Source organism: Mesorhizobium sp. M1169, from assembly GCF_040318345.1.
Lineage (GTDB): Bacteria > Pseudomonadota > Alphaproteobacteria > Rhizobiales > Rhizobiaceae > Mesorhizobium.
This window is the reverse complement of sequence record NZ_JAMYME010000011.1, coordinates 1-23,022: the sequence shown is the minus strand read 5'-3', so window position 1 is coordinate 23,022 and position 23,022 is coordinate 1. Positions and strand designations below refer to the sequence as shown.

The window sequence follows — 23,022 nt, the reverse complement described above, 5'->3', positions numbered from 1 at the left end:
ATGGCAATCGACATCGCGGCTGAGACGCCGCTGCAGGACGATGTGCGTGGGCTGGTCGAGGAGCTCAACGCCACATTGCTGGAGCTGACGCCGCCGGAGCATTGCTACCATTTGACGGTCGAGCAGATGGCGGACCGCGACACGACCGTCTTCATCGCCCGCGACAACGGCCTTGCCATCGGTTGCGGCGCACTGAAGCGCCACGATGCTGTCGTCGGCGAGGTCAAGCGCATGTATACGCGACCTTCGCATCGCGGCCGCAAGATCGGCGCGAAGATTGTCGAGCGTATCGAGGCGCTGGCGCGCCAAGAAGGGCTTAAGCGTCTGGTTCTGGAGACGGGCGACCGTCATCCCGCCGCCTGGACCGTCTACGAACGCGCCGGTTTTTCGCGTTGCGGGCCGGTGCTGAATTATCCCGATTCCGAGTGGTCGGTGTTTTACGAAAAGAGCCTTGCCTGATGAGCGACCTTACCCAGCTGACGATTTCGCAGGCCCGCGCCAAATTGCGCTCCAGAGAGATCACAGCCACCGAAATCACCGAGGCTTATCTATCGGCGGTCGAGCGAGCCAATCCGGCGCTCAATGCCTACGTCGTGGTCACCGACGACAAGGCGCGCGACATGGCCAAGACCTCCGACGCGAAACTGGCCAAGGGCGAGGGCGGGTCGCTCGAGGGTATCCCGCTCGGCATCAAGGATTTGTTCGGCACCGAAGGCGTCCACACCCAGGCCTGCAGCCATGTGCTGGACGGCTTCAAACCGCGCTACGAATCGACGGTCACCGCCAATCTGTGGGCGGATGGTGCCGTCATGCTCGGCAAGCTCAACATGGACGAGTTCGCCATGGGCTCGTCCAACGAGACCTCGCATTACGGGCCGGTCATCAATCCGTGGCGGCGTTCGCGCTTCGACACGGTGGTAATGCCGACGACACATCAGGGCGAGGGCGGTTTCGTTTCGGCCGGTGGCACCAGGACCGCGCGCACGTTGGACAATGCCCAACTGGTGCCGGGCGGTTCGTCCGGGGGCTCGGCGTCAGCCGTCTCGGCCTTCCTGTGCGCCGGCGCTACCGCGACCGACACCGGCGGCTCGATCCGCCAGCCCGCCGCCTTCACCGGCACGGTCGGCATCAAGCCGACCTACGGCCGCTGCTCGCGCTGGGGGATCGTAGCTTTCGCCTCGTCGCTCGACCAGGCCGGGCCGATCGCGCGCGACGTCCGCGATGCCGCGATCCTGTTGAAGTCGATGGCTTCGGTCGACCCGAAGGACACGACCTCCGTCGACCTGCCGGTGCCGGATTACGAGGCGGCGATCGGCCGCCCGATCAAAGGCATGAAGGTCGGCATCCCAAAGGAATATCGTGTCGATGACATGCCCGCGGAGATCGAGGCGCTGTGGCAGAAAGGCATTGCCTGGCTGCGGGATGCCGGCGCCGAGATCGTCGATATCTCGCTGCCGCACACAAAATACGCGCTGCCGGCCTATTACATCGTGGCGCCGGCCGAAGCCTCGTCCAACCTCGCCCGTTACGACGGCGTCCGCTATGGCTTGCGCGTGCCCGGCAAGGACATTGTCGACATGTATGAAAAGACCCGCGCCGCCGGCTTCGGGCGGGAGGTCAAGCGCCGCATCATGATAGGCACCTATGTGCTTTCCGCCGGCTATTACGATGCCTACTATCTGCAGGCGCAGAAAGTTCGAACCCTGATCAAGCGTGACTTCGAAAATGTATTTGCAGCAGGCGTCGACGTCATCCTGACGCCGGCAACGCCTTCCGCTGCCTTCGGCATCGCCGACGAGGACATGGCCGCCGACCCGGTCAAGATGTATCTCAATGACATTTTTACGGTGACGGTGAACATGGCCGGCTTGCCCGGCATAGCGGTTCCAGCCGGGCTCGACGCCAAGGGGCTGCCGCTCGGCCTGCAGCTGATCGGCCGGCCTTTCGACGAGGAGACGCTGTTCCAGACCGCCCACGTCATCGAACAGGCGGCCGGCACATTTCAGCCGGAAAAATGGTGGTAGGATCGTTTCTCATCTGAGGGGTGAGGGATGTTCTTCTATGTCTCCAAGGTTCTGTGGCTCTTCGTCCAGCCGCTTAATCTCGCGATCATCCTGCTGCTGGCTGGATTGCTTGCGGCATTGGTCGGGCGCAAGAGGCTGTTTGCCACCGGCAGCGTGCTGGCATTCCTTGTCCTTGGACTCTCGGCGTGGACCTCGCTCGGCGCAGTGATGCTTAATCCGCTCGAGGAGCGTTTCCCTAGGCCAGCCCTGCCGGAACGAGTTGACGGAATCATTGTGCTCGGCGGCGGTATGGAGAGCGCCATCAACTTCGTCCGCAGCGGCTATGAACTCAACGCCAGTGGCGATCGAATGGTCGAGGCAGCGGTGCTGGCACTGCGTTTTCCGACAGCTAAGATCGTCATTTCAGGTGGCCCCATCGCAATGGTCCGCGAAGACGAGGGCGATGCGGCGACAGCTCCACGCCTGTTCACTGCGCTCGGCGTGACGGCCGATCGGCTGATCCTTGAGGGCAAATCACGCAACACCTACGAGAATGCGGTCTTCGCCAAACAACTGATCACGCCAAAGCCGGGCGAGACCTGGCTGCTGGTGACCTCGGCCTTCCACATGCCACGCGCCAAGGCGCTGTTCGACAAAGCCGGTTTTGCGACGGTTCCGTGGCCGGTCGACTACCGCACCTCCGGCAGGGAAGGCATCGGCCTGTTCCGCACGGATGCCAACGAAGCACTGCAGACCACAACCATCGCGACCCGTGAATGGATCGGGCTGATTGCCTACTGGCTGTCGGGCCGGATAGACCGGCCTTTTCCGGCGCCGGATGTTGGGGCGGGCGGCTGACCGAGCACCGCCTGCCGCGCCGCCGAGAAAAACTGGCGGCGCACCAGCACCGCCAGGAGCAGCAGCGTCGACAGGACGAACACCGCGGGATCGACGAACCAGCCAAGATAGCCGATCGAGAAGAACACGCCGCGCAGGCCCGAATTGAAATGCTTTCCGGCCAACATGTTCATGCGCGCGGCACGCCACACCGCCGTTTCGGTGACCGGATTGCGCGACGCCTCGCCATGCGGAATCGGCACGGCGCCGATCAGGATCGAGCAATAGTTGAACAGCCGGTAAGCCCAGCCGAATTTGAAGAAGGAAAAGGCCAGGATCAGCACCAGCCCGAACACCTTCGTCTGGAAGGCCGCGCGTGAGGACGTGGCGCCAAACGGCAGGTCGCTCAGCACGGTCAGAACCTGATCGGAGGCGCCGAGCAGGGCAAAACAGCCGCCGATCGCAATCAGCGAACTGGAGGCAAAGAAGGCGGTCCCCTGTTGCAGCCCGCTCATGATAGCGGTGTCGACGATGCGGATCTCGCGTTCGGCCATGGTCCGCATCCAGGCCTCGCGCTGCGTGTTCATAGCCCTCGTCAGCGACATGCGGCTGACCAGCATTCCATCGGCGGCGAGCGTATGCAGCACCCACGCGGTAAGGAAGAACCCCAGCGCCGCAAGGTCGGCCGTCGATAGGTGAAAGGAATCGCTCATGCGTTGCTTTTACCACAGGCGGCAGTAATGCTTCGATGGCCGAAGTTGGAATGTCGCTGCCGGAGCAAACAAGGTCGGCAGGCGCAGCGCCGCAATCTTCAAAACAGCGGAAAACATCATGGGAATTCCTATATGTAGACCTCAACAGGGTCCCAGGAGAAAACACCCACGTGTTCCTTTCGGTTTTCGACTTGTTCAAGATCGGCATCGGCCCATCGAGTTCGCACACGATGGGGCCGATGACGGCCGCGCGGCGGTTTCTCGACGAGATTGCGGGAGACGACTGGCCGCGCCCGGCCGGCGCCAAGGTCGACCGGATCGCTGCCAGCCTGCATGGCTCGCTCGCCTATACCGGCATCGGCCATGGCTCCGATCGTGCCGTGGTGCTCGGCCTCGCCGGCCAGACGCCGCAGACGGTGGATCCCGACCTAGCAGACGGCATCGTCGCTGGCATCGCCGCCGAGAAGCGGATTTCGCCGCCCGGCCATCCGTCCTACCGTTTCGACCCGGCAACGGATCTTGTGCTGGATCGCAAGACGCCGCTGCCGGGTCACGCCAATGGCATGGCGTTTTCTGCCCATGATGCCGGCGACCGGTTGCTGCTGAGGCGCGTCTACTATTCGATCGGCGGCGGCTTCGTAGTGTCCGAGGAAGAACTGCAGCGGATGAAGGCGAGGGGCTCGGCGACAACCGAAGGCAAGAAGGTTCCGTATCCGTTCAAGAACGCCGTCGAAATGCTGTCCATGGCAGCGAAAAGCGGGCTTTCCATTGCCGAGATGAAGCGCGTCAACGAGGAGACACAGATGTCGCGCGGGGAGCTCGACGCCGGCCTCGACGGCATCTGGAGCGCCATGAAGGGCTGCATCGAGCGCGGCCTGTCGCAAGACGGCATCATGCCGGGCGGACTCAAGGTGCGCCGCCGTGCCCGGATGCTGCACGACAAGCTGCAGGAGCAATGGCAGCAGAACCGGCCCAACCCGCTGCTCGCCAACGACTGGCTGTCGATCTATGCGATGGCGGTCAATGAGGAGAACGCTGCCGGCGGCCGTGTCGTCACCGCGCCAACCAATGGGGCGGCCGGCACTCTGCCCGCAGTGCTGCGCTACTGGTTGCATTTCCATCCCGAAGCCGACCAGCCCAGCATCCGCGATTTCCTGCTGACGGCGGCGGCCGTCGGCGGCATCATCAAAACCAATGCTTCGATCTCGGGGGCGGAAGTCGGCTGCCAGGGCGAGGTCGGTTCGGCTTCGGCAATGGCTGCGGCGGGATTGTGCGCCGTCATGGGCGGCACGCCCGAGCAGGTCGAGAATGCTGCCGAGATCGCGCTGGAACATCATCTCGGCATGACCTGCGATCCGGTCGGCGGCCTGGTGCAGGTGCCGTGTATCGAGCGCAACGCGCTTGGTGCCGTCAAGGCGGTGACCGCCGCTTCGCTGGCCATCAAGGGCGACGGCGTTCATTTCGTGCCGCTCGATGCCGCGATCGAGACGATGCGCCAGACCGGCCTCGACATGAACGAAAAGTACAAGGAAACCAGCCTTGGCGGATTGGCCGTCAATGTCGTGGAGTGCTGAGCGCCAATCTGGCGGCATGGACCACCACTGTGGAGAAGTCGATCAGGCCGTTGACGCGTTCGCGTGCTGGACTAAACCTTAAACGATGTCTCTCAATCTCATAAAGCTTTGCGTCGGCTGTGACAGCGTCGAGGATCTGGAAGAGTGGATTGCCTTCCGTCTCGACGAGCGGCGCCGCGCCGGCGAACCGGCCGAGCACTACCACACCACCCGCATGGTGCCGACGCGTGGCGCCGAGATTACCGACGGCGGCTCGCTCTACTGGGTGATCAAGGGCAATGTCCAATGCCGCCAGCTGATCACCGAAATCCGGCCCTTCACCGATGACGAGGGCATCGGCCGTTGCCATCTGATCCTCGATCCCGAGGTCGTGCGCACTGACTGGCAACCGCGCCGTGCATTCCAGGGGTGGCGCTACCTGAAGCCGGCGGACGCGCCGGCCGATCTCGGCAAGGGCAAAGCCGGGCTGATCGAGATGCCGCCGAAGCTCAGGCGTGAGCTTGCCGATCTCGGCCTGCTCTGACGCCGAGAAACGCAACGCCAAGACCACCAGCCGAAGCGCTGTCCGCAGGTGCCATCATCACAGGTCCTCCAGGTCGCCTCATCTGGGCTTGCAAGCCGGGGGACAACGCCACATCTTGAATGTCATGAGCGACAAGAAGCAGCCCGTGCCTGCAAGGGCCAATCCTGCGCCGGTCGAGTCTCAATCGAGCACCGGCGAGATCGACGCGTTTCTCCGTCAGGCAAGGACGCTCGCTGCATCCGCCACCGGTTCAGGCAGGCTGATCCTGTCCCTCGACGCGACAATGAGCCGCCAGCCGACCTGGGATCTCGCCTGTGCGCTGCAGGCCGAGATGTTCGACGCCGTCGGCAAGGCCGGGGCGCTCAAGGTTCAACTTGTCTATTTTCGCGGCCTTGGCGAGTGCCGCTCATCCGCATTCGTCACCGATACCGCAGCTCTGAAACAGCTGATGACGCGCATCAACTGCCGCAGCGGCCGTACCCAGATCGGCAAGGTGCTCGCCCACGCGCTGAAACAGACGGCGGCGGCCAAGGTCAACGCGCTGGTCTATATCGGCGACGCGATGGAAGAAAACATAGATGATCTGGCCGAAAAGGCCGGCAGCCTCGGTCTGCACGGCGTTCCTGTCTTCGTCTTTCAGGAGGGCCATGATGCCGCTGCGGAAAAGGCGTTCAAGGAAATTGCGCGGCTGTCGAAAGGGGCCTGGTTCAGGTTCGATCGGCGGGCTGCCGCGACGTTGGCCGGCCTGCTTTCGTCCGTCGCCGTGTTTGCCACCGGCGGGCTGAAGGCACTGGAGGCCCGGGGCAGGCCGGAGGACCGACTGATGATCGAGCATATGCGGGGCGGCGGAAACTGATGGGCGCGATTATCGCTTTCGTAGCATTGCTTCTGGTGTTTCTCGGCATGCTCACCATCTTCCTGCGCGCCGATCCGGCGAAGCTTGCAGGCGGCATGAGGACGCTTGGACCTGTGCTGCTCGGGCTGGTCGGCGTCGCCGTGCTGCTGGTCGGGCGCGAGGGCATCGGGGGCTTGATCCTGTCGGCTGCGCTCGCCTGGTACGGCTCCATGCGCATGAATCGGCCGGCAGCCAAACTGGCGGCAGGCAAGCGTTCGACAGTTCGTACGGCGGCGCTTGAGATGGAACTCGATCACGATACCGGCGGCCTCGAAGGCCTTGTGCTGGCCGGGCGCCATGAAGGCAAGATGCTTGGCTCGATGGGGCTTGCCGAATTGCAGCAACTCTATCGCGAACTCTCCGGCGATCCGGAGAGCCGCCAATTGCTAGAGACGTATCTTGACGGCCGATTTCCCATCTGGCGCAAAGACGCTGATGCGAATGGTGGCGAAGGGCTGGGTGTTGCGCCAGGTTCTGGCGCCATGACTAAGGAGGAGGCCTACAAGATCCTTGGTCTTGAAGCGGGGGCTGCCGCGGCGGATGTCCGCAAGGCGCACCGCCGCCTGATGCAGCGCCTGCACCCCGATATCGGTGGCACGTCTTTCCTGGCGGCGCGGATCAATGAAGCCAAGGACGTCTTGCTCTCCAATCACAACTAGTCTCCTTCGACGCAAGAACTTCGGGACAGATATCGTTTCGCGCGCCGCTTACCGCTGGACGGCGTAGCACTCGATCTTCTTCTTTTTCAAAGCGTTGCAGGCTTTCCAGGCAGCCGTCTTCGAACCGAAACCACCGAATCGGGCGCGGTAGTAGGTGACACCGTCCTTGTCGAAGGCGACGGTGAAACCGGAGGCATCGGTCAGAACGGAGGGCGCCTGCTTCGTCGCCTTGTCGAGGAAAGCCTTCGCTTCGGCCTGTTTTGGCGAAGAGGCGACCTGTATTGCCCAGCCGGATGGCACCGACGCCGTGCTGACCGGATCGACCTCTGCCGCCGGTTCGGCATAGGCTGCGGCGACCCGGGCTGTCGCCACGTCGTCCACCGTCGACACAGCCGTCGTCTTGACCCTCTTGGCCTGAACGACCGGAGCGGTCTCTTCGACGACGGGCGCATTTTCCTCGACAAGAGAGGCAACGGCATCGTCGTCCGGCTTGCTGTCCGGTGTCGGCGCGTCATGCTTCGGTAGAAGCACCTTGGCCAAAGCTGAAATCGGATTGCCGCCGCCGGCCTTGGCAATCAGCAGCCCGCCCCCGCGCGACGACGCCTGCGGCATGTAGGCATTGATCAACCCGGCCATCTGGCTGTCGCGGCTGCCGCCGGACCTGCCGCCCATGACCACCGCTACGATGCGCCGATCGCCATCCGAGACTGAGGAGACCAGATTGTAACCGGAGGCGCGGGTGTAACCGGTCTTGATGCCGTCGACGCCCTTGATGCGTCCGAGCAGACGATTGTGGCCGTTGATGCGCTGCCGCCCGTAAAGAAAGGAGCGCTGCGAGAAATAGCCGTAATATTGCGGGAAATGCTCTCTCAGGGCGATGCCGAGCATCGCCATGTCGCGCGCGGTCGTGAACTGGCCGGGATCAGGCAAGCCGTTGGCGTTGCGGAAAACGGTTCCCCTCATGCCCAGCGCCCGCGCCTTGGCGGTCATCATGCGGGCGAAATTGGCTTCGTTGCCGCCGAGCGTCTCGCCAAGCGCCGTTGCGGAATCGTTTGCCGATTTGGTCACCATCGACAGGATCGCGGTCTCGACCGTGACCGAGCCGCCCCGCTTGACGCCGAGCTTCGTCGGCGGTTCGGCAGCGGCATTGGCCGAGAACACGACCGGGGAATTCTTGCTGATCCTGCCCTTCGCCAACGCCTCGAACGTCAGATAGAGCGTCATCATCTTGGTAAGCGAAGCCGGATAGCGCCGGCCATCGGCATCCGACGAATAAAGCACCTTGCCGGTCTTGGCATCGATGACGATGGCCGCCGACTTGGCCGCCATGGATGAGGCCGCGTCCGCGACGACGAAGCTCATCGCCATGGCGAGGATCATGATCGTTTTGAAGGGGGACACGGATTTGGAAACGAAGCCCGACAACGCCTTACGCACTGATAGTTCCTTTGAATTTCCGTTGCCTTGGAGGCGGCAAAGGGTCCTGCCTCACCTCCGGCCACGCTAACGCAGGCAGCGTTACCAATCCGTTTATGGTAACCGCCGCGTTCACCATTTTCTGTGGGATTGAGCTTCTCTTTATTCGAATCTTAGCGAATGCCGGCAGCTCACGATCCGCATTGCCGCGGGAATCTTGACTTTTGTGCACTGCACAATATATTTACACGCATTGCACAACGCGGCCCGGACAAGCCGCGTCTATCATCCAAGGCAACCGTTCAAGGGAATGCGTGAAATGACCCAGACCTATGAAGATTTCAGCAAATACGGCAAGGAATTTGCGGACACCGGATTGAAGAGCTTCGCCTCGCTGTCCAAGGGGGCGCAGGCTATCGCCGCCGAGGCGGGTGAGTACACCAAGAAAAGCTTCGAAGCCGGTAGCGCCGCTGTCGAGAAGCTCTTTTCCGCCAAGTCGCTGGACAAGGCGATCGATATCCAGTCCGACTATGCCAAGCAGTCCTATGAGAGCTTCGTCACCGAGGCCACCAAGCTTGGCGATCTCTATGCCGAACTCGCCAAGGAAGCTTACAAGCCGTTCGAATCGATCGTCGCCAAGGCGAAGTAAATTCGACGAACATTCCGAGCCGGCCCTTGGGCTTGCAAAGACAGACCCGGTCGCGAACGCGCGGCCGGGTTTTTTCATGCCGGCCCGAAATCGGGGGCCTGCGGTCTTCACGATTTGAAAAATCGGTCAAGTTTGGCCACCTAGCCATATTGTCAGCTAAACAGAAGGGCTTAAAATCGTCCATCGAACACCTACATGTCGAGCATGCATGAGGATTCGAAAGAGGCAGGACTACGTGACTATAGGTTTGACTGCCACGAGCTACGTGGTGCGAATGCAGAACGGCAGCAACGGCAATGAGGCCGGTCGCGGCACGGCCGTCATCACGCGCACAAAAACCAAGACCAAGAAGCCCAGTCTGTATCGGGTCCTCATTCTTAACGACGACTACACACCCATGGAATTCGTGGTCCACGTGCTGGAGCGCTTTTTCCAGAAGGACCGCGAAGCCGCCACACGCATAATGCTTCATGTTCACAATCATGGGGTGGGCGAGTGCGGGGTCTATACATTCGAGGTGGCCGAGACCAAAGTGTCTCAGGTCATGGATTTCGCCCGACAGAATCAGCATCCGCTGCAATGCGTGATGGAGAAGAAGTGAGGTAACATGCCGGCTTTCTCCCAAGGCCTGGAAAAGGCGCTTCACCAAGCGCTGACGCTCGCCAATGAGCGGCACCATGAATATGCAACCCTTGAACATTTGCTGCTCGCCCTGATCGACGACACCGAGGCGGCCGCTGTCATGCGTGCCTGCAACGTCGATCTCGACGAGTTGAAGCATACGGTCCTCACCTATATCGACACCGAGCTCGACAACCTCGTCACCGGCTACGATGAAGATTCCAAGCCGACTGCCGGTTTCCAGCGCGTCATCCAGCGCGCGGTGATCCATGTGCAGTCGTCAGGCCGCGAGGAAGTGTCCGGCGCCAACGTGCTCGTCGCCATCTTCGCCGAGCGCGAGAGCCACGCCGCTTACTTCCTGCAGGAACAGCAGATGACCCGCTACGACGCGGTCAACTACATCTCGCATGGCATCGCCAAGCGCCCCGGCGCTTCCGAGACGCGGACGCCGCGCGGCGCCGACGACGAGCAAGGCAGCCAGAGCGGAGCCGAGCCGCAAGAGGAAGGCGGCAAGAAGAAGCAGCAGCAGGACGCGCTGACTGCCTATTGCGTCAACCTGAACAACAAGGCCAAGGCCGGCAAGATCGATCCATTGATCGGTCGCGAGAGCGAGATCAACCGGACCATCCAGGTGCTGTGCCGCCGCTCCAAGAACAACCCGCTCTATGTCGGTGATCCCGGCGTCGGCAAGACGGCAATCGCCGAAGGCCTCGCCAAGCGCATCGTCGAGGGCGACGTTCCCGAAGTGCTGCACAATGCCACCATCTTCGCGCTCGACATGGGCACGTTGCTGGCCGGCACCCGCTATCGCGGCGATTTCGAGGAGCGGCTGAAGCAGGTCGTCAAGGAGCTCGAGGATTATCCCGGCGCCGTCCTGTTCATCGACGAAATCCACACCGTGATCGGGGCAGGGGCCACCTCCGGCGGGGCCATGGATGCGTCGAACCTGTTGAAGCCGGCGCTGTCTTCGGGCGCGATCCGCTGCATCGGCTCGACCACCTACAAGGAGTTCCGCCAGTTCTTCGAGAAGGACCGCGCGCTGGTGCGGCGCTTCCAGAAGATCGACGTCAACGAGCCGACCGTCGAGGACGCCATCGAGATCATGAAGGGTCTCAAGCCCTATTTCGAGGAGTTCCACAAGGTCCGCTACACGAGCGAGGCGATCAAGGCTTCGGTCGAACTCTCGGCGCGTTACATCAACGACCGCAAGCTGCCGGACAAGGCGATCGACGTGATCGACGAGACCGGCGCCTCGCAGATGCTCGTGCCGGAAGCCAAGCGCAAGAAGACCATCGGTATCAAGGAGATCGAAGCGACGATCGCCACGATGGCGCGTATCCCGCCGAAGACGGTTTCCGCCGACGACGAGAAGGTGCTGCAAGGCCTCGACATCGAGTTGAAGCGCGTCGTCTACGGCCAGGACACCGCGATCACCGCGCTGACTTCGGCCATCAAGCTGGCGCGGGCCGGCCTGCGGGAACCGGAAAAGCCGATCGGCTCGTACCTGTTCTCGGGTCCGACCGGTGTCGGCAAGACGGAAGTGGCCAAGCAACTCGCCGCGTCGCTCGGCGTGGAGCTGATCCGCTTCGACATGTCGGAGTATATGGAACGCCACACCGTTTCGCGGCTGATCGGTGCCCCTCCCGGCTATGTCGGGTTCGACCAGGGCGGCCTTCTGACCGACGGCGTCGACCAGCATCCGCATTGCGTGCTGTTGCTGGACGAAGTCGAGAAGGCGCATCCGGACCTGTTCAACATCCTGTTGCAGGTCATGGACCACGGTAAGCTGACCGACCATAACGGCAAGCAGATCGACTTCCGCAATGTCATCCTGATCATGACCACCAATGCGGGCGCGTCCGATGCGCAGCGCGCGGCCATCGGTTTCGGTTCGACCAAGCGCGAAGGCGACGATGTCGAAGCGATCAACCGGCTGTTCACGCCGGAGTTCCGCAACCGTCTCGATGCGATCATTCCGTTCGGCTCGCTGCCGGTGCCGGTCATCCATCAGGTGGTGCAGAAGTTCGTCATGCAGCTGGAAGCGCAGCTTTCCGAGCGCGGCGTGACATTCGACCTGTCGCAGGAGGCGATCGCATGGCTGGCCGACAAGGGCTATGACGAGCGCATGGGCGCCCGGCCGCTTGGCCGTGTCATCCAGGAGCACATCAAGAAGCCGCTGGCCGACGAGGTGCTGTTCGGCAAGCTCAAGAAGGGCGGCACGGTACGTGTCACCGTCGAGAAGAAGGAAACCGGCGAGACCGGCCTGAAGCTCGAATCGCTCGCCGACGAGGCGCCGGTGAAGCCGAAGAAGGAAGAGCCGGACGACGTGCCGAAGGCCAAGAAGGCCGTGGCGAAGAAGCCCGCCGCGAAAAAGGCGGTGGCGCCGAAGCCGGAGCCGAAAGGCAAGGATGGTGGCAAGCGCAGCCTTGTGCCGCAACTGCCGCGTAAGAACTGACGAATCCACAAATCAAAAAAAGCCCCGGCACCGGGGCTTTTTTATGACATTTTCCGGTTAACCGCCCGGCGCCCGCCAGGGCGGTTGCGCCAGTTCAGCTTGCCAGCGCCATCCGTATCTTGCCGGCGTTTTCGGCCAGGACTTCAGGCTTTTCCATCTGTCCGCTGTGCGGCTTCAAGGGAATGCCGTCGAAGCGCGGAATGACATGGACGTGAAGGTGAAAGACAGTCTGCCCCGAAGCTGGTTCGTTGAACTGCATAACCGTGACGCCATCGGCATCGAAGGCCTTCTTTACGGCCCGCGCAACTTTCTGGACGTGAACGAAGAGCGGGCCAAGCACCGCCGGATCCGCGTCGAGCAGGTTGCGCGACGGCGCTTTCGGCACCACCAGCGTGTGACCCTGTCCTTGCGGCATCACATCCATGAAGACAATGACCGCGTCATCCTCGTAGACGCGGTGCGAAGGGATTTCTCCGCGCAGGATTTTTGCGAAGATGTTGCTGCTGTCATAGATTGCTTCGGCCATGGCGCGCGCTCCGGTTCTTGGCTCGCTGTCTCGTGTAGCGAAGCTGTTCCGGGCGGGCAAGACGATCGGTCGACATCGGCCATGCGGCCCGTGTGGCTGAGCGAGTGGGGTCTCGCTGCTCTACTGCGCCATGTCCTTGCGGAACGGGGTGTGCTCTTCCAGATATTCGCTCATCCGCTCGACTTCGCGCCGCTCGCGCTGGAGGTAGTCGGCCACTGCATTGCGCAGACCTGGATGGGCGATGTAGTGCGCCGAATGCATCGTCACGGGCCGGTAGCCGCGCGCCAGCTTGTGCTCGCCCTGCGCACCGGCTTCAACCACCTTCAGCTTGCGCGAGATGGCGAAATCGATCGCCTGATGGTAGCAGACCTCGAAATGCAGGAACGGGTGGTCCTCGATGCAGCCCCAATTGCGGCCGTAGAGCGCGTCTGAACCGATGAAGTTGATGGCACCTGCAATGTAGCGCCCGCTGCGTTTGGCCATGACCAGCAGGATGTCGTCGGCGATGCGTTCGCCGATCAGCGAGAAGAAATCGCGGTTGAGGTAGGGCCGGCCCCATTTCCTGCTGCCGGTATCCATGTAGAACGCGAAAAAGTCGTCCCAGGCCTTTTCGGTCAGATCCTTGCCGGTCAGCCAGTCGATCGAGATGCCGTCGGCGAGGGCCTCGCGCCGCTCTTTCTTCATTGCCTTGCGCTTGCGCGAGGCTAACGTTGTGAGAAAATCGTCGTAGCTCGAAAAGCCTTCGTTGAAGAAGTGAAACTGCTGGTCGGTGCGATGCAGGAAGCCGGCCGCCGCCAATACCTGGACGTCGTCCTCCGGCGCGAAAGTAACATGCGCGGAAGACACGCCGAGCTTATCCGTCACCGCCTTCAGGCCGGCCGCAAGACCGGCCTTGACGGTGGGGCTGTCCTCGCCCCTGCCGACCAGCAGGCGAGGGCCGGTGACGGGTGTGAACGGCACCGCGCATTGCAGCTTCGGATAGTAGCGCCCGCCGGCGCGTTCGAACGCGTCCGACCAGCCATGGTCGAAGACATATTCGCCCTGGCTGTGCGACTTCAGATAGCAGGGGACCGCCCCGAGCAGCTTGCCTCGCGCGGTTTCCAGCCTGAGGTGATGGCCTTGCCAGCCGGTGCGCCGAACAGCGCAGCCGGAATCTTCCAGCGCGCTCAAAAAAGCGAATGAAACAAGCGGGTTGTAGCCGTATTCTACATCGCCGCGTGTAGTGCCGCCGAGGCTGTCCCATTCAGCGCTGGTAAAGGCGCCGATGCCCGCGGCGATGCGGATCGACAGCTCCGCATTCGCCGTTTGTCTTTCGCAGTCGTCCCCTTGATCCATGAGGCTTACTTAAGCTCGCTGCGGACCCATACAAGCCCGCTCAGGCGAGCCGTACCAGATCGGGCTCGAATCCTTCGAACGTCATCTGGTCGGCATATTTGAAGGTCAGGTCGACGGCAGGCTGGTCGTGCACGGTCCAGGTGATCACCGGCATGCCGAGTCTCTCTCGCACGAAGGAGACGAACCGGTTCGGCAGGTCGCCGGCAGCGTAGGAGGTGAAGGCGATGTCATGCGCCAGCATGGCGAAATGCGCCTCGATCAGGTGGTTGTCGTTGCCGTAGGCGGTCAACCCGCCGGGTATGCCGGGTGCATATTTCGGGAACTCGCGGATCAGCCAATGGTCGAACGACATGATCGCGGTCTTGCCGTTGTAATGCTTGAGCATCTTGCCGACGCTTTCGACCAGGCCTTCGTCGTGCCCGGCAGCACCTTTCAGCTCGACAACCATCGGCACACGGCCGTCGACCAGATCAAGCGCCTGCTGCAGCGTCGGCAAATGGTCGGCGGTGCCGCCGACCTTCAGCGCCGTGATCTCGGCAGCCGTACGCTGCCAGACGAAGCCGTCCTCGCCGGTCAGCCGCCGCAGATCGCCATCGTGGATGATGACGGGGACGCCGTCGGATGACAGGTGCACATCGCATTCGATCGCGTAGCCGCGCTCGGCCGCCGCAGCGAAGGCGGAAAGGGTGTTCTCCCAGCGCGTCTTGTTCATGTCGTGGAGGCCGCGATGGGCGACGGGCCGGGCGGTCAGCCAGGAAAGATCGGTCATGGTTGCAGTCCCGGTCATTCGACTTCGAAGATCGCTTCGATTTCCACTGCGGCATTAAGCGGCAGGGAGGCGGTGCCGACGGCGGAGCGAGCGTGCTTGCCGCGATCGCCGAGCACGGCGGCGAGAAAATCCGAGGCGCCGTTGGCAACCAGATGCTGTTCGACAAAATCCGGTGCCGAGGCGACGAAGACGGTGATCTTCACCAAGCGACGGATTTTCTCGAGATCGCCAAGTGCCGCCTGAGCCTGGGCCAATATGTTGATCGCACAGTATTTTGCGGCTTCCTTGCCGGTCGCGGTGTCGACATCGCGGCCAAGCAGTCCGCTCGCCTGGAGCTTGCCCTCCTTGAGCGGCAACTGCCCGGCGGTGAACAGCAGATTGCCGGTCCGGCAATAGGGCACGTAATTGGCGGCGGGCGCGGCGGCGGCCGGCAGCGTCACGCCGAGATCGCTTAGCCGCTTTTCGATTGTTTCGCTCATGCTATTTCCCTATTGCTTGAAGGTGCCGCGCAGGTCGGGCCGAAATTGCTATTTTTGCCTCGCTTCCGCCACGACTTTTTTTAAGCTGGACTATCTTTCCATGCGGCTTGCCATTAGCCGCGATGATCGGAGCACCCCATGCGCGCAACGCGCCTCGCATTCAACGCCGTTCTCTTGACAGCGGCTTCCTGGGCGGCTCCCGCTTTTGCGGTGCCTGCGCTGCAGGCGCATCGTGCTGTTTACGACATTTCACTCGACAAGGCTTCAGACCGTTCCGGCATTACCGGCATCACCGGCCGCATGGTCTACGAGTTCAACGGCTCGCCTTGCGAGGGCTATACGGTAAAGTTCCGTTTGGTGACCCAGATCGTAACCAGCGACAACACCAGGCTGACCGACCAGCAGATGACCACCTTCGAGGATGCCGAGGGCAAGACCTTCTCCTTCGTGAACAAATCCTTTGTCGACCAGAACCTCGACAAGGAGGTCAAGGGTACCGCAACGAAGGAAGCCAACGGTCTCAAGGTCGATATCGACAAGCCCGAGAAGAACAGCCTGGAACTCGCGCCGACCCAGTTCCCGACCCAGCAAATGGTCGAAATGATCGGCAAGGCGGAAAAGGGCGAGCGTTTCTACGAAACCAACCTGTTCGACGGCTCTGAGGATGCCAACAAGGTGGTGACCACCACCGTCGTCGTCGGCAAGCAAGCCGATGCCGACAATGCCGATCCGGAAGCGCCGGCGCTGGCCAAGCTCGCCACCGACAAATACTGGCCGGTCGACATCGCCTATTTCGATGATGCCGACAAAGGCGGCGAGGAGGTACCGGAATACCGGATCAGCTTCAAGCTGCACAAGAACGGCATCACGCGCGATCTCGTCATGGACTATGGCGAGTTCTCGATGACCGGCAAACTGGTCAATCTGTCGCTGTTCGATCAGCCAAAGGCCTGCCCGTCTAAATAAGCTCGAGTGAACGGCAAGCCGCCGGCCGCTATCCGGGATAGTAGCGCTTAATCTTGCGCGACAAGTCGCATCGACTTGAGCATGCCGCAATTGCCTATCAACGTCTTATGACGGTATGCGCCGCGGGGGAGCAGGTTGAGCAGGATCGACGTTTTTGTGGCGCCGCGGCCCAATGCGACGCTGATCAACGCTATGACATTCGTCAACCGGATTGTCATGCTGCACGGCATTCCAGGCTTTCGCGACCTGTTGCCATTCAACCGTCTGGCCGGTTTGCGCGGCGTCGCCAATGTCCGCCACATCGATTTTCCGGAGGATGACCGGCAAAGGCTGAAGGCTTGTTGCGGCGCGGGCAAGGCGACGTTCATCACGCCCAACCATCCCGAATTCTTTACCGACTGGATGATCGACAAGGAGGTCGTCTCGCGGGTAAGCCCGCTGGCGGCATCCTGGGCCACGCACGGCGTCGTCAACGGGCTTGGCCGGCTGATGCAGAAATTCTGGTTGGCCAACAATCTGATCGCGCAAATCCCGGGCAACAGCGCGGCCGCCAAGGAACATTCGGTGGCCTGGGCGCTGACGGGGCACGGCGTGCTCCTGCATCCCGAAGGCGGTGTCGGCTGGCATGCCAACATCATTGCCCCGCTGCTGCCGGGCGCGGTCGAAATGGGGTTCGAGGCGTTGAAGCGCGGCCGCCTGACGGATCCGGATTTCAAGGTTTGGATCGCGCCCGTGATCTGGAAGCTTGCTTTCATGGGGAATGTCGAGGCAGCGCTGGCAAAGGAATGCGCCTATGTCGAGCACAGCCTGAAGATCGAACGCCGTGCCGCCGATTCGCTGCCGGAGCGCATCCATCATATCTATGCGACGTTGCTGTCGCGCGATGAGGCTGCATATGGCCTGCGGTCCGATGAGCGGGCTTCGTATGACGCACGTCAAAAGGACCTGCTGACCGAACTCGGCCGTCGCCTTGCCGAACTTGTCTCGGTCGACGCCGGCACGCTCGACAATGCCGACCTTTTGCGCCGTTCGCGGCGCTGGCTGCGGGAAAACACGGATGGCAGCGGAAGCCAGAAGCAGGTCCGAATGCTGGCGGATACAATCCAGCGCGTGCAGCGTGTCGGGCGGTGGGCTTCAGCCAACCCGCGCATCACGCAGGAGGAGATCGCCGAACATTTGAAGCGGATCCGCAACGATTATTGCAAGGGTACGCTGCGCGATACGATCAACCGTTTCGTGCCGCAGCCGGCAGGCCCACGCCGCGCCTATGTCCGGGTACCGGAGCCGCTAGGCTTGCACGCCTATCAAGGCTCCGTCGAGGAGGCACTCGCCGAACTGCACGACCGGATGCAGGAGACCGTCACCAAGACGATGACGCAACTCGAGGCTGGCGGCGGCTTCATTTTCTATGCCAATCCCTTCTATCATCGTTAGCGGTGTGTTGGTCGGCGCAAGATGAAGGAGTGCGGCAAGCCTGTGGCGGTCTATGTCGATGCGGCGATCTGGAAATGGGTCGGCCACCGCTGGTGTCATCTGCTGGCAGACGACACCGACGAGCTGCATCGCTTTGCCGGGCAGCTCGGCATCAAGCGCGCGTCCTACCAAGGACCGCCGAAGACATCGGCACCGCACTATGACATAACCGGGTTCGAGCGCGACCGCGCAGTGCGGTTAGGCGCCATCGAGTGCAGCCGCGAGGAGATCGTCGCCGTTTTCCGGCGTGTGCGGGTGCCGAAGGGGAAGATGCGGGGATGACACTGGTGCGCTGATCGCCGCGCGCTGAACCACAAGATGCCACAACGCTTGCGTTTGTCGCGCTTCCCCTCTATATGCGCGCTCATTCCACACACGGACTTTGGTGTCTGCCCGGGAGAAATCCGGCTGAAACCTCCGGTGGCGTTCGAGGACAAAGTCCAAAAATGCCTGTGTCCGTGGAGGCTAACCGGAAAGGAAATAAGAATGGCTCTGCCTGATTTCAGCATGCGCCAGCTATTGGAAGCTGGCATTCACTTCGGCCACCAGACCCACCGCTGGAACCCGAAAATGGCGCCCTATATCTACGGCGCCCGCAACAACATACACATCATCGACCTCTCGCAGACGGTGCCTTTGCTGCACCAGGCGCTGAAGCAGGTTTCCGACACTGTTGCCAAGGGCGGCCGCGTGCTGTTCGTCGGCACCAAGCGCCAGGCCTCCGACATCGTCGCCGATGCCGCGCAGCGCTCGGCCCAGTACTATGTCAATTCGCGCTGGCTCGGCGGCATGCTGACCAACTGGAAGACGATCTCGAATTCCATCCAGCGCCTGCGCAAGCTCGACGAGATGCTGGCCGGCGAGGCCCAGGGCCTGACCAAGAAGGAGCGCCTCAACCTCGACCGCGAGCGTGAGAAGCTCGACAAGGCGCTGGGCGGCATCAAGGATATGGGTTCGACGCCCGATTTGATGTTCGTGATCGACACCAACAAGGAAGCGATCGCCATTCTCGAGGCCAAGCGTCTCGGCATTCCGGTCGTTGCCATCATCGATTCCAACTGCGACCCGGACAAGATCGACTTCCCGATCCCCGGCAATGACGACGCGGCCCGCGCCATCCAGCTGTATTGCGATTTGATCGCCAAGGCAGCTATCGACGGCATCGCCCGTCAGCAGGGCGCGCTCGGTGTCGATATCGGCGCATCGGTCGAGGCTCCGGTCGAGCCGGCGCTCGATCAGACCCCGGCCGCCGAGAGCCCGGCAGCCCAGACCCCGGAAGCATAGTAGCGAAGGCCGGCCGCGGCCTTCATCTTTCCAATATGTTGGCGCGGTAAGCGCTACCGGCACCAGGCGCATCATCGAAAATCGATGGTGCGTCAGTGCATTTAGACAAAGAGGCGACAATGAGCATTTCGGCTGCACAGGTCAAAGAACTCCGCGACTTGACCGGCGCGGGCATGATGGACTGCAAGGCGGCGTTGAACGAGACCAACGGCAATATGGAAGAAGCCATCGACTGGCTGCGCAAGAAGGGCATTTCCAAGGCCGACAAGAAGGCTGGCCGTACCGCTGCCGAAGGCCTGATCGGCGTAGATTCCGGGGTCCGCGAGGCAGCGATCGTCGAGGTCAATTCCGAGACGGACTTCGTTGCCCGCCATGCTGCGTTTCAGGAGATCGTCGCCAATGTCGCGAAGGTCGCGCTTGCCTATGGCGGCAAGACCGAGGCCGTTGCCGCCGCTCCCTATCCGGGCTCGGGCAAGTCGGTCGCCGAGACCATCAAGGACGCTGTCGGCACCATCGGCGAGAATCTGGGCTTCCGCCGCTCGGCCAAGCTCACCGTCGAGCACGGCGCTGTCGCAACCTACGTTCACAATGCGGTCGCCGACGGCCTTGGCAAGCTCGGCGTGCTGGTGGCCATCGAGACGACAGGCAACGCGCATGCCGCCAACGCCTTCGCCCGTCAGGTTGCCATGCATGTCGCTGCCACCAATCCGATGGCCCTGACCACCGAAGAGCTCGATCCGGCCGCAGTGGAACGCGAGAAGGCGATCTTCGCCGACCAGGCGCGCCAGTCCGGCAAGCCGGAAGCGATCATCGAGAAGATGGTCGAAGGCCGTTTGCGCAAGTTCTATGAAGAGGTCGTGCTGCTCAAGCAGGCTTTCGTGCTCAATCCCGACATTACCGTTGAGAAGGCGCTGAAGGATGCCGAAAGCGAAATCGGCGCGCCAGCCAAAATCGCTTCCTATCTGCGCTTCGCGCTCGGCGAGGGCATCGAGAAGGAAGAGACCGATTTCGCGGCGGAAGTCGCGGCAGCGGTCAAGAAGTAACTATTCGTTTGAAAGGCTTTTTCGGCCGGGTATCCGCGAGGATGCCCGGCCGATTTCTTGCGCGGTGTCGATGAAGGCGCGGAGCTTCGGGGCCATCGCGGCGCGGCGCGGGAAATAGAGGAACAGTCCCGGTTCCTCGATCGATGCCTCGCCAAGGACTTCGACCAGCCGGCCTGCCTCGATGTCAGGCTTGACAAGCGGCTCGAACAGATAGGCGAGGCCGATGCCGGCAAGCGCCATTTCCCTTGCCGACAGCGGATCGCTGACGACCACGCTGCCGCGTGTCTCGACGCTGATATCCTTGCCCTGATCGGATAGATCCCAGTGATAGAGCGCACGTGATCGCAACAGCCGATAGCCGATGCAGTTGTGCGCGGCGAGATCGGCCAACGCCCATGGCCGCCCGCGCCCGCCGACATAGGCCGGCGAGGCAACGATGATGCTGCGGAAAGGCCCTGTCAGTCGCACCGTCACCATATCCTCGGCGATCATCTCGCCCAGCCGGATGCCGGCGTCGAAACCCTCGCCGACGATATCGCTCAGACGTTCGTCGGTGACGATCTCCACCGTCACGTCAGGGTAACGTTCCGCCATCGCCGTCAGGATGGGCATCAGCGCCAGAGGCAGCGCCAAACGCGGCGCGTTGATCCTGAGCAGTCCGCTTGCCCGGCCTTTGACAGAGCGGATACGTTCGATCCGGTCGGCAATGTCTTCCAGCGCCGGCTCCGCCGCAGCGACAAGCGCGGTGCCAGCCTCGGTCAGCGAGACGCTGCGCGTGGTGCGGGCAAACAACGGCTGGCCGATTCGCTCCTCTACCAGCCGAACCGCATGGCTGACCGCTGACGGGCTCATGCCGAGCTCGGCGGCTGCCGGCGCGAAGCCGCCACGTCGCGCGACGGCAACGATTACAGGTAGGTGGCTAAGCAGATCGCGGTCCATTCATGCATGATATCGCATAGTCCATTCGCATAATGCAATCTTATCGGCGGGAAAAGGAGGGCGCATCTTTGGCTGCATCACACGGCAATCGCCGAGCAGCCAAGGAGACGTCTAATGACCGACCTCGATTCCGAACGAACCCGTAATCTCGAGACCGTGCGTAAATTCTTTGATCTGATGCACAGCAAGGACATTGAGGCATGGGGCGACCTTTGGGCTGAAGATGGCCGGATACTTGTCTTCTACCCGCCGGCAGGATTTGGAAACAGCATCGATGGTAAGGCCGCGATCCTGGCGGCCTTCCGAGGCCTCTTCGGTAATTTCGAATCCTTCGATTCGCAGCTGACAGCCATCTATCCGGCAGCGGATTCGGACGCGATCGTCGTTGAGTACAAGAACCGCGCGGTGCTGATCGGCGGCACTGAATACACCAACAGCAATATCGCGATTTTCCACTTCAAGAGCGGTCTGATCAGCGCCTACCACGACTATTTCGATCCGCGCCGCTTCCAGGTGGTGGTCGATGCTCTGGCCAAGGCCTGACTGCGTATCCCAGGCAAGACCTCAATCCCGCTTTTCAAACTTCAGGAGAAATCATGACCATGTCCTACTACACGCTCGGCAACAGCGGGCTGCGTGTCACCCGCCTGGCGCTCGGCACCATGACGTTCGGCACGGAATGGGGCTGGGGCGCGGAGAAGGAAACCGCGCGCGCCTTGGTTGATGCCTATATCGAAGCCGGTGGCAATTTCTTCGATACCGCCGATCTCTATACCGGTGGCACGGCCGAAACCTGGCTCGGCGAATTCATCGCCGAGCGCGGGCTGCGCGACAAGGCGGTGATCAGTACCAAATTCACCTACAACGCCGAACCGGGCAACCCGAACGCCGGGGGCAACGGCCGCAAGAACATCCTGCGGGCGATAGACGGTTCGCTGAAGCGGCTCGGCACCGACTACATCGATCTCTACATCCTCCATACCTGGGACAGGCTGACGCCGCCGGAGGAGGTGATGCGGACGCTGGACGATCTGGTGCGCGCCGGAAAGATCCGGCATGTCGGTCTGTCCGACGTGCCGGCCTGGTACGCAAGCCGGGCGCAGGCCGTCGCCGAGCATCGCGGCTATGAACCGGTTTCGGCGCTTCAGCTCGAATATTCGCTGGCCGAGCGCAACATCGAGCACGAGTTCGTGCCGTTCGGCACGCACTATGGCGCCGGAATCATGGTCTGGAGTCCGTTGGCCAGCGGTCTGCTCAGCGGAAAATACCGTTTCGATACAGTCGTCGAGGATGGTGGCCGGCTGGAGACAATGCGTGGTTCGACCAATCCCGGTTTCCAGAAATTCACCGATCGCAACTGGCAAATCGTCGCCGAACTGGAGAGGGTTGCCGGCCAGCTCGGCCGCAGCATGGCCCAGGTCGCCCTGAACTGGACGGCCAACAGGCCAGGCATTGCGTCCGTCATCGTCGGCGCCACCAGGCTTGACCAGCTCAAGGACAATCTCGGCGCGCTTGATTTCGACATTCCCGAAGATCTTCGGGCACGGCTCGATGCGATGAGCCGGCCGGTCACGCCCTTTCCGTATTCGTTCTTCGGCCCTGAAATACAAGGCGGCCTGACCGGTGGGCAGGCGGTTGGCGGTAAGCCGGCAAGCTATCTGCCGGATCTGCTCATGCGAGGCACTTTTGCCGGCGTGAGCTGACGGCTATCCAGGTCCACGATCTCAACTTCCGGCTCGGGGGGGGGCGCGCGCACCGCCGCCCGCCAGGGGGGGTGGGGGCCCCCCGGATGGGGGGGGCCCCGCGCCCCCACCGCCCCCCCCCACCCCACACCCCCCCCGCGGGGGAGCCCCCCCGCCCCCA

Annotated in this window: 24 protein-coding genes; 17 read left to right on the top strand and 7 right to left on the bottom strand. The window is 62.3% G+C overall.

Annotation, left to right across the window (positions count from 1 at the left end; all coding sequences use genetic code 11):
• Genes NKH41_RS13585 through NKH41_RS13575 form a run of 3 tightly spaced genes read left to right on the top strand, consistent with a single transcriptional unit; the run spans position 1 to position 2,861 of the window.
• Positions 1-459, top strand: coding sequence for a GNAT family N-acetyltransferase (locus NKH41_RS13585; RefSeq protein WP_352471668.1), 459 nt, complete (start codon positions 1-3; stop codon positions 457-459).
• On the top strand, positions 459-2,024 hold the full coding sequence (locus NKH41_RS13580; RefSeq protein ID WP_352502375.1) for an amidase: 1,566 nt from the start codon (positions 459-461) through the stop codon (positions 2,022-2,024). The genes NKH41_RS13585 and NKH41_RS13580 overlap by 1 nt, the downstream gene beginning before the upstream one ends.
• A 27-nt stretch (positions 2,025-2,051) precedes the next feature.
• Positions 2,052-2,861: a YdcF family protein gene (locus tag NKH41_RS13575; RefSeq protein WP_352770413.1), complete on the top strand. Its 810-nt coding sequence runs from the start codon at positions 2,052-2,054 to the stop codon at positions 2,859-2,861.
• Here the strand turns inward: NKH41_RS13575 and NKH41_RS13570 are convergent.
• A complete protein-coding gene (locus tag NKH41_RS13570; protein ID WP_352770416.1) occupies positions 2,798-3,553 on the bottom strand; it encodes a DUF599 domain-containing protein in 756 nt (251 codons plus the stop codon). The two genes, NKH41_RS13575 and NKH41_RS13570, sit on opposite strands and share 64 nt — an antisense overlap.
• A gap of 170 nt (positions 3,554-3,723) precedes the next feature.
• Between NKH41_RS13570 and NKH41_RS13565 the strand changes: the two genes are divergently transcribed.
• The 4 genes from NKH41_RS13565 (at position 3,724) to NKH41_RS13550 (ending at position 7,204) form a co-directional block, all read left to right on the top strand.
• The gene (locus NKH41_RS13565; protein ID WP_352502378.1) at positions 3,724-5,127 is read left to right on the top strand and encodes an L-serine ammonia-lyase; all 1,404 of its coding nucleotides are present in this window, start codon (positions 3,724-3,726) and stop codon (positions 5,125-5,127) included.
• 85 nt (positions 5,128-5,212) lie between these two features.
• Complete coding sequence (locus tag NKH41_RS13560) at positions 5,213-5,650, top strand: DUF1489 family protein (protein ID WP_352466463.1); 438 nt, start codon at positions 5,213-5,215, stop codon at positions 5,648-5,650.
• Positions 5,651-5,774: 124 nt separating this feature from the next.
• Positions 5,775-6,506, top strand: coding sequence for a vWA domain-containing protein (locus tag NKH41_RS13555; RefSeq protein WP_352613752.1), 732 nt, complete (start codon positions 5,775-5,777; stop codon positions 6,504-6,506).
• Positions 6,506-7,204, top strand: coding sequence for a DnaJ domain-containing protein (locus tag NKH41_RS13550; protein WP_352448805.1), 699 nt, complete (start codon positions 6,506-6,508; stop codon positions 7,202-7,204). Before NKH41_RS13555 ends, NKH41_RS13550 begins: the two co-directional genes overlap by 1 nt.
• A 48-nt stretch (positions 7,205-7,252) precedes the next feature.
• On the opposite strand, the gene NKH41_RS13545 is transcribed toward NKH41_RS13550, so the two are convergent.
• Positions 7,253-8,641 (bottom strand): SPOR domain-containing protein, encoded by a 1,389-nt coding sequence (locus tag NKH41_RS13545; protein ID WP_352770419.1) that lies wholly within the window; start codon positions 8,639-8,641, stop codon positions 7,253-7,255.
• 298 nt (positions 8,642-8,939) lie between these two features.
• On the opposite strand from NKH41_RS13545, the gene NKH41_RS13540 reads away from it, so the two are divergent.
• The 3 genes from NKH41_RS13540 (at position 8,940) to clpA (ending at position 12,345) form a co-directional block, all read left to right on the top strand.
• The gene (locus tag NKH41_RS13540; RefSeq protein WP_352471661.1) at positions 8,940-9,269 is read left to right on the top strand and encodes a phasin family protein; all 330 of its coding nucleotides are present in this window, start codon (positions 8,940-8,942) and stop codon (positions 9,267-9,269) included.
• A 274-nt stretch (positions 9,270-9,543) separates the two neighbouring features.
• The gene (gene clpS / locus NKH41_RS13535) at positions 9,544-9,870 is read left to right on the top strand and encodes an ATP-dependent Clp protease adapter ClpS (protein ID WP_023717744.1); all 327 of its coding nucleotides are present in this window, start codon (positions 9,544-9,546) and stop codon (positions 9,868-9,870) included.
• 6 nt (positions 9,871-9,876) lie between these two features.
• Positions 9,877-12,345, top strand: a complete 2,469-nt coding sequence (gene clpA / locus NKH41_RS13530) for an ATP-dependent Clp protease ATP-binding subunit ClpA (protein ID WP_352613749.1) — start codon at positions 9,877-9,879, stop codon at positions 12,343-12,345.
• Between the two features lie 94 nt (positions 12,346-12,439).
• On the opposite strand, the gene NKH41_RS13525 is transcribed toward clpA, so the two are convergent.
• The 4 genes from NKH41_RS13525 to NKH41_RS13510 all read right to left on the bottom strand — a co-directional run bounded on the left by NKH41_RS13525 (position 12,440) and on the right by NKH41_RS13510 (position 15,454).
• Complete coding sequence (locus tag NKH41_RS13525) at positions 12,440-12,871, bottom strand: HIT family protein (RefSeq protein WP_352770422.1); 432 nt, start codon at positions 12,869-12,871, stop codon at positions 12,440-12,442.
• 120 nt (positions 12,872-12,991) lie between these two features.
• Positions 12,992-14,206 (bottom strand): GNAT family N-acetyltransferase, encoded by a 1,215-nt coding sequence (locus NKH41_RS13520; RefSeq protein ID WP_352770424.1) that lies wholly within the window; start codon positions 14,204-14,206, stop codon positions 12,992-12,994.
• Between the two features lie 40 nt (positions 14,207-14,246).
• Positions 14,247-14,975, bottom strand: a complete 729-nt coding sequence (locus NKH41_RS13515) for a glycerophosphodiester phosphodiesterase (protein ID WP_352770427.1) — start codon at positions 14,973-14,975, stop codon at positions 14,247-14,249.
• Between the two features lie 14 nt (positions 14,976-14,989).
• Entirely contained in the window at positions 14,990-15,454 is a 465-nt protein-coding gene (locus tag NKH41_RS13510; RefSeq protein WP_352448812.1) for a RidA family protein, read from the bottom strand.
• A 138-nt stretch (positions 15,455-15,592) separates the two neighbouring features.
• On the opposite strand from NKH41_RS13510, the gene NKH41_RS13505 reads away from it, so the two are divergent.
• The 5 genes from NKH41_RS13505 (at position 15,593) to tsf (ending at position 20,220) form a co-directional block, all read left to right on the top strand.
• The gene (locus tag NKH41_RS13505; protein ID WP_352770429.1) at positions 15,593-16,420 is read left to right on the top strand and encodes a cell envelope integrity EipB family protein; all 828 of its coding nucleotides are present in this window, start codon (positions 15,593-15,595) and stop codon (positions 16,418-16,420) included.
• Positions 16,421-16,555: 135 nt separating this feature from the next.
• Positions 16,556-17,854, top strand: a complete 1,299-nt coding sequence (locus tag NKH41_RS13500) for a lysophospholipid acyltransferase family protein (RefSeq protein ID WP_352770431.1) — start codon at positions 16,556-16,558, stop codon at positions 17,852-17,854.
• 42 nt (positions 17,855-17,896) lie between these two features.
• Positions 17,897-18,175: a DUF4031 domain-containing protein gene (locus NKH41_RS13495; RefSeq protein WP_352682960.1), complete on the top strand. Its 279-nt coding sequence runs from the start codon at positions 17,897-17,899 to the stop codon at positions 18,173-18,175.
• A gap of 204 nt (positions 18,176-18,379) precedes the next feature.
• On the top strand, positions 18,380-19,177 hold the full coding sequence (gene rpsB, locus NKH41_RS13490) for a 30S ribosomal protein S2 (RefSeq protein ID WP_031211288.1): 798 nt from the start codon (positions 18,380-18,382) through the stop codon (positions 19,175-19,177).
• Positions 19,178-19,296: 119 nt separating this feature from the next.
• Entirely contained in the window at positions 19,297-20,220 is a 924-nt protein-coding gene (tsf, locus tag NKH41_RS13485) for a translation elongation factor Ts (RefSeq protein ID WP_352932939.1), read from the top strand.
• Here the strand turns inward: tsf and NKH41_RS13480 are convergent, their stop codons facing one another.
• A complete protein-coding gene (locus tag NKH41_RS13480) occupies positions 20,221-21,159 on the bottom strand; it encodes a LysR family transcriptional regulator (RefSeq protein ID WP_352770436.1) in 939 nt (312 codons plus the stop codon).
• A gap of 114 nt (positions 21,160-21,273) precedes the next feature.
• On the opposite strand from NKH41_RS13480, the gene NKH41_RS13475 reads away from it, so the two are divergent.
• Positions 21,274-21,702 carry a nuclear transport factor 2 family protein gene (locus NKH41_RS13475; RefSeq protein ID WP_352540566.1) on the top strand — a complete coding sequence of 143 codons (429 nt, stop codon included), beginning with the start codon at positions 21,274-21,276 and terminating at the stop codon, positions 21,700-21,702.
• A gap of 53 nt (positions 21,703-21,755) precedes the next feature.
• Positions 21,756-22,862, top strand: a complete 1,107-nt coding sequence (locus tag NKH41_RS13470) for an aldo/keto reductase (protein WP_352770439.1) — start codon at positions 21,756-21,758, stop codon at positions 22,860-22,862.
• Positions 22,863-23,022 lie beyond the last annotated feature (160 nt).

What these genes read in the sequence shown, in the direction of transcription:
- NKH41_RS13555 (WP_352613752.1), top strand. Translation starts at nt 5,775, where the DNA reads ATGAGCGACAAGAAGCAGCCCGTGCCTGCAAGGGCCAATCCTGCGCCG.
- tsf (WP_352932939.1), top strand. Translation starts at nt 19,297, where the DNA reads ATGAGCATTTCGGCTGCACAGGTCAAAGAACTCCGCGACTTGACCGGC.
- NKH41_RS13475 (WP_352540566.1), top strand. Translation starts at nt 21,274, where the DNA reads ATGACCGACCTCGATTCCGAACGAACCCGTAATCTCGAGACCGTGCGT.
- NKH41_RS13510 (WP_352448812.1), bottom strand. Translation starts at nt 15,454, where the DNA reads ATGAGCGAAACAATCGAAAAGCGGCTAAGCGATCTCGGCGTGACGCTG.
- clpS (WP_023717744.1), top strand. Translation starts at nt 9,544, where the DNA reads ATGCAGAACGGCAGCAACGGCAATGAGGCCGGTCGCGGCACGGCCGTC.
- NKH41_RS13560 (WP_352466463.1), top strand. Translation starts at nt 5,213, where the DNA reads ATGTCTCTCAATCTCATAAAGCTTTGCGTCGGCTGTGACAGCGTCGAG.
- NKH41_RS13470 (WP_352770439.1), top strand. Translation starts at nt 21,756, where the DNA reads ATGACCATGTCCTACTACACGCTCGGCAACAGCGGGCTGCGTGTCACC.
- NKH41_RS13520 (WP_352770424.1), bottom strand. Translation starts at nt 14,206, where the DNA reads ATGGATCAAGGGGACGACTGCGAAAGACAAACGGCGAATGCGGAGCTG.
- NKH41_RS13540 (WP_352471661.1), top strand. Translation starts at nt 8,940, where the DNA reads ATGACCCAGACCTATGAAGATTTCAGCAAATACGGCAAGGAATTTGCG.
- NKH41_RS13480 (WP_352770436.1), bottom strand. Translation starts at nt 21,159, where the DNA reads ATGGACCGCGATCTGCTTAGCCACCTACCTGTAATCGTTGCCGTCGCG.
- NKH41_RS13580 (WP_352502375.1), top strand. Translation starts at nt 459, where the DNA reads ATGAGCGACCTTACCCAGCTGACGATTTCGCAGGCCCGCGCCAAATTG.
- NKH41_RS13525 (WP_352770422.1), bottom strand. Translation starts at nt 12,871, where the DNA reads ATGGCCGAAGCAATCTATGACAGCAGCAACATCTTCGCAAAAATCCTG.
- NKH41_RS13570 (WP_352770416.1), bottom strand. Translation starts at nt 3,553, where the DNA reads ATGAGCGATTCCTTTCACCTATCGACGGCCGACCTTGCGGCGCTGGGG.
- NKH41_RS13505 (WP_352770429.1), top strand. Translation starts at nt 15,593, where the DNA reads ATGCGCGCAACGCGCCTCGCATTCAACGCCGTTCTCTTGACAGCGGCT.
- NKH41_RS13550 (WP_352448805.1), top strand. Translation starts at nt 6,506, where the DNA reads ATGGGCGCGATTATCGCTTTCGTAGCATTGCTTCTGGTGTTTCTCGGC.
- rpsB (WP_031211288.1), top strand. Translation starts at nt 18,380, where the DNA reads ATGGCTCTGCCTGATTTCAGCATGCGCCAGCTATTGGAAGCTGGCATT.
- clpA (WP_352613749.1), top strand. Translation starts at nt 9,877, where the DNA reads ATGCCGGCTTTCTCCCAAGGCCTGGAAAAGGCGCTTCACCAAGCGCTG.
- NKH41_RS13585 (WP_352471668.1), top strand. Translation starts at nt 1, where the DNA reads ATGGCAATCGACATCGCGGCTGAGACGCCGCTGCAGGACGATGTGCGT.
- NKH41_RS13515 (WP_352770427.1), bottom strand. Translation starts at nt 14,975, where the DNA reads ATGACCGATCTTTCCTGGCTGACCGCCCGGCCCGTCGCCCATCGCGGC.
- NKH41_RS13575 (WP_352770413.1), top strand. Translation starts at nt 2,052, where the DNA reads ATGTTCTTCTATGTCTCCAAGGTTCTGTGGCTCTTCGTCCAGCCGCTT.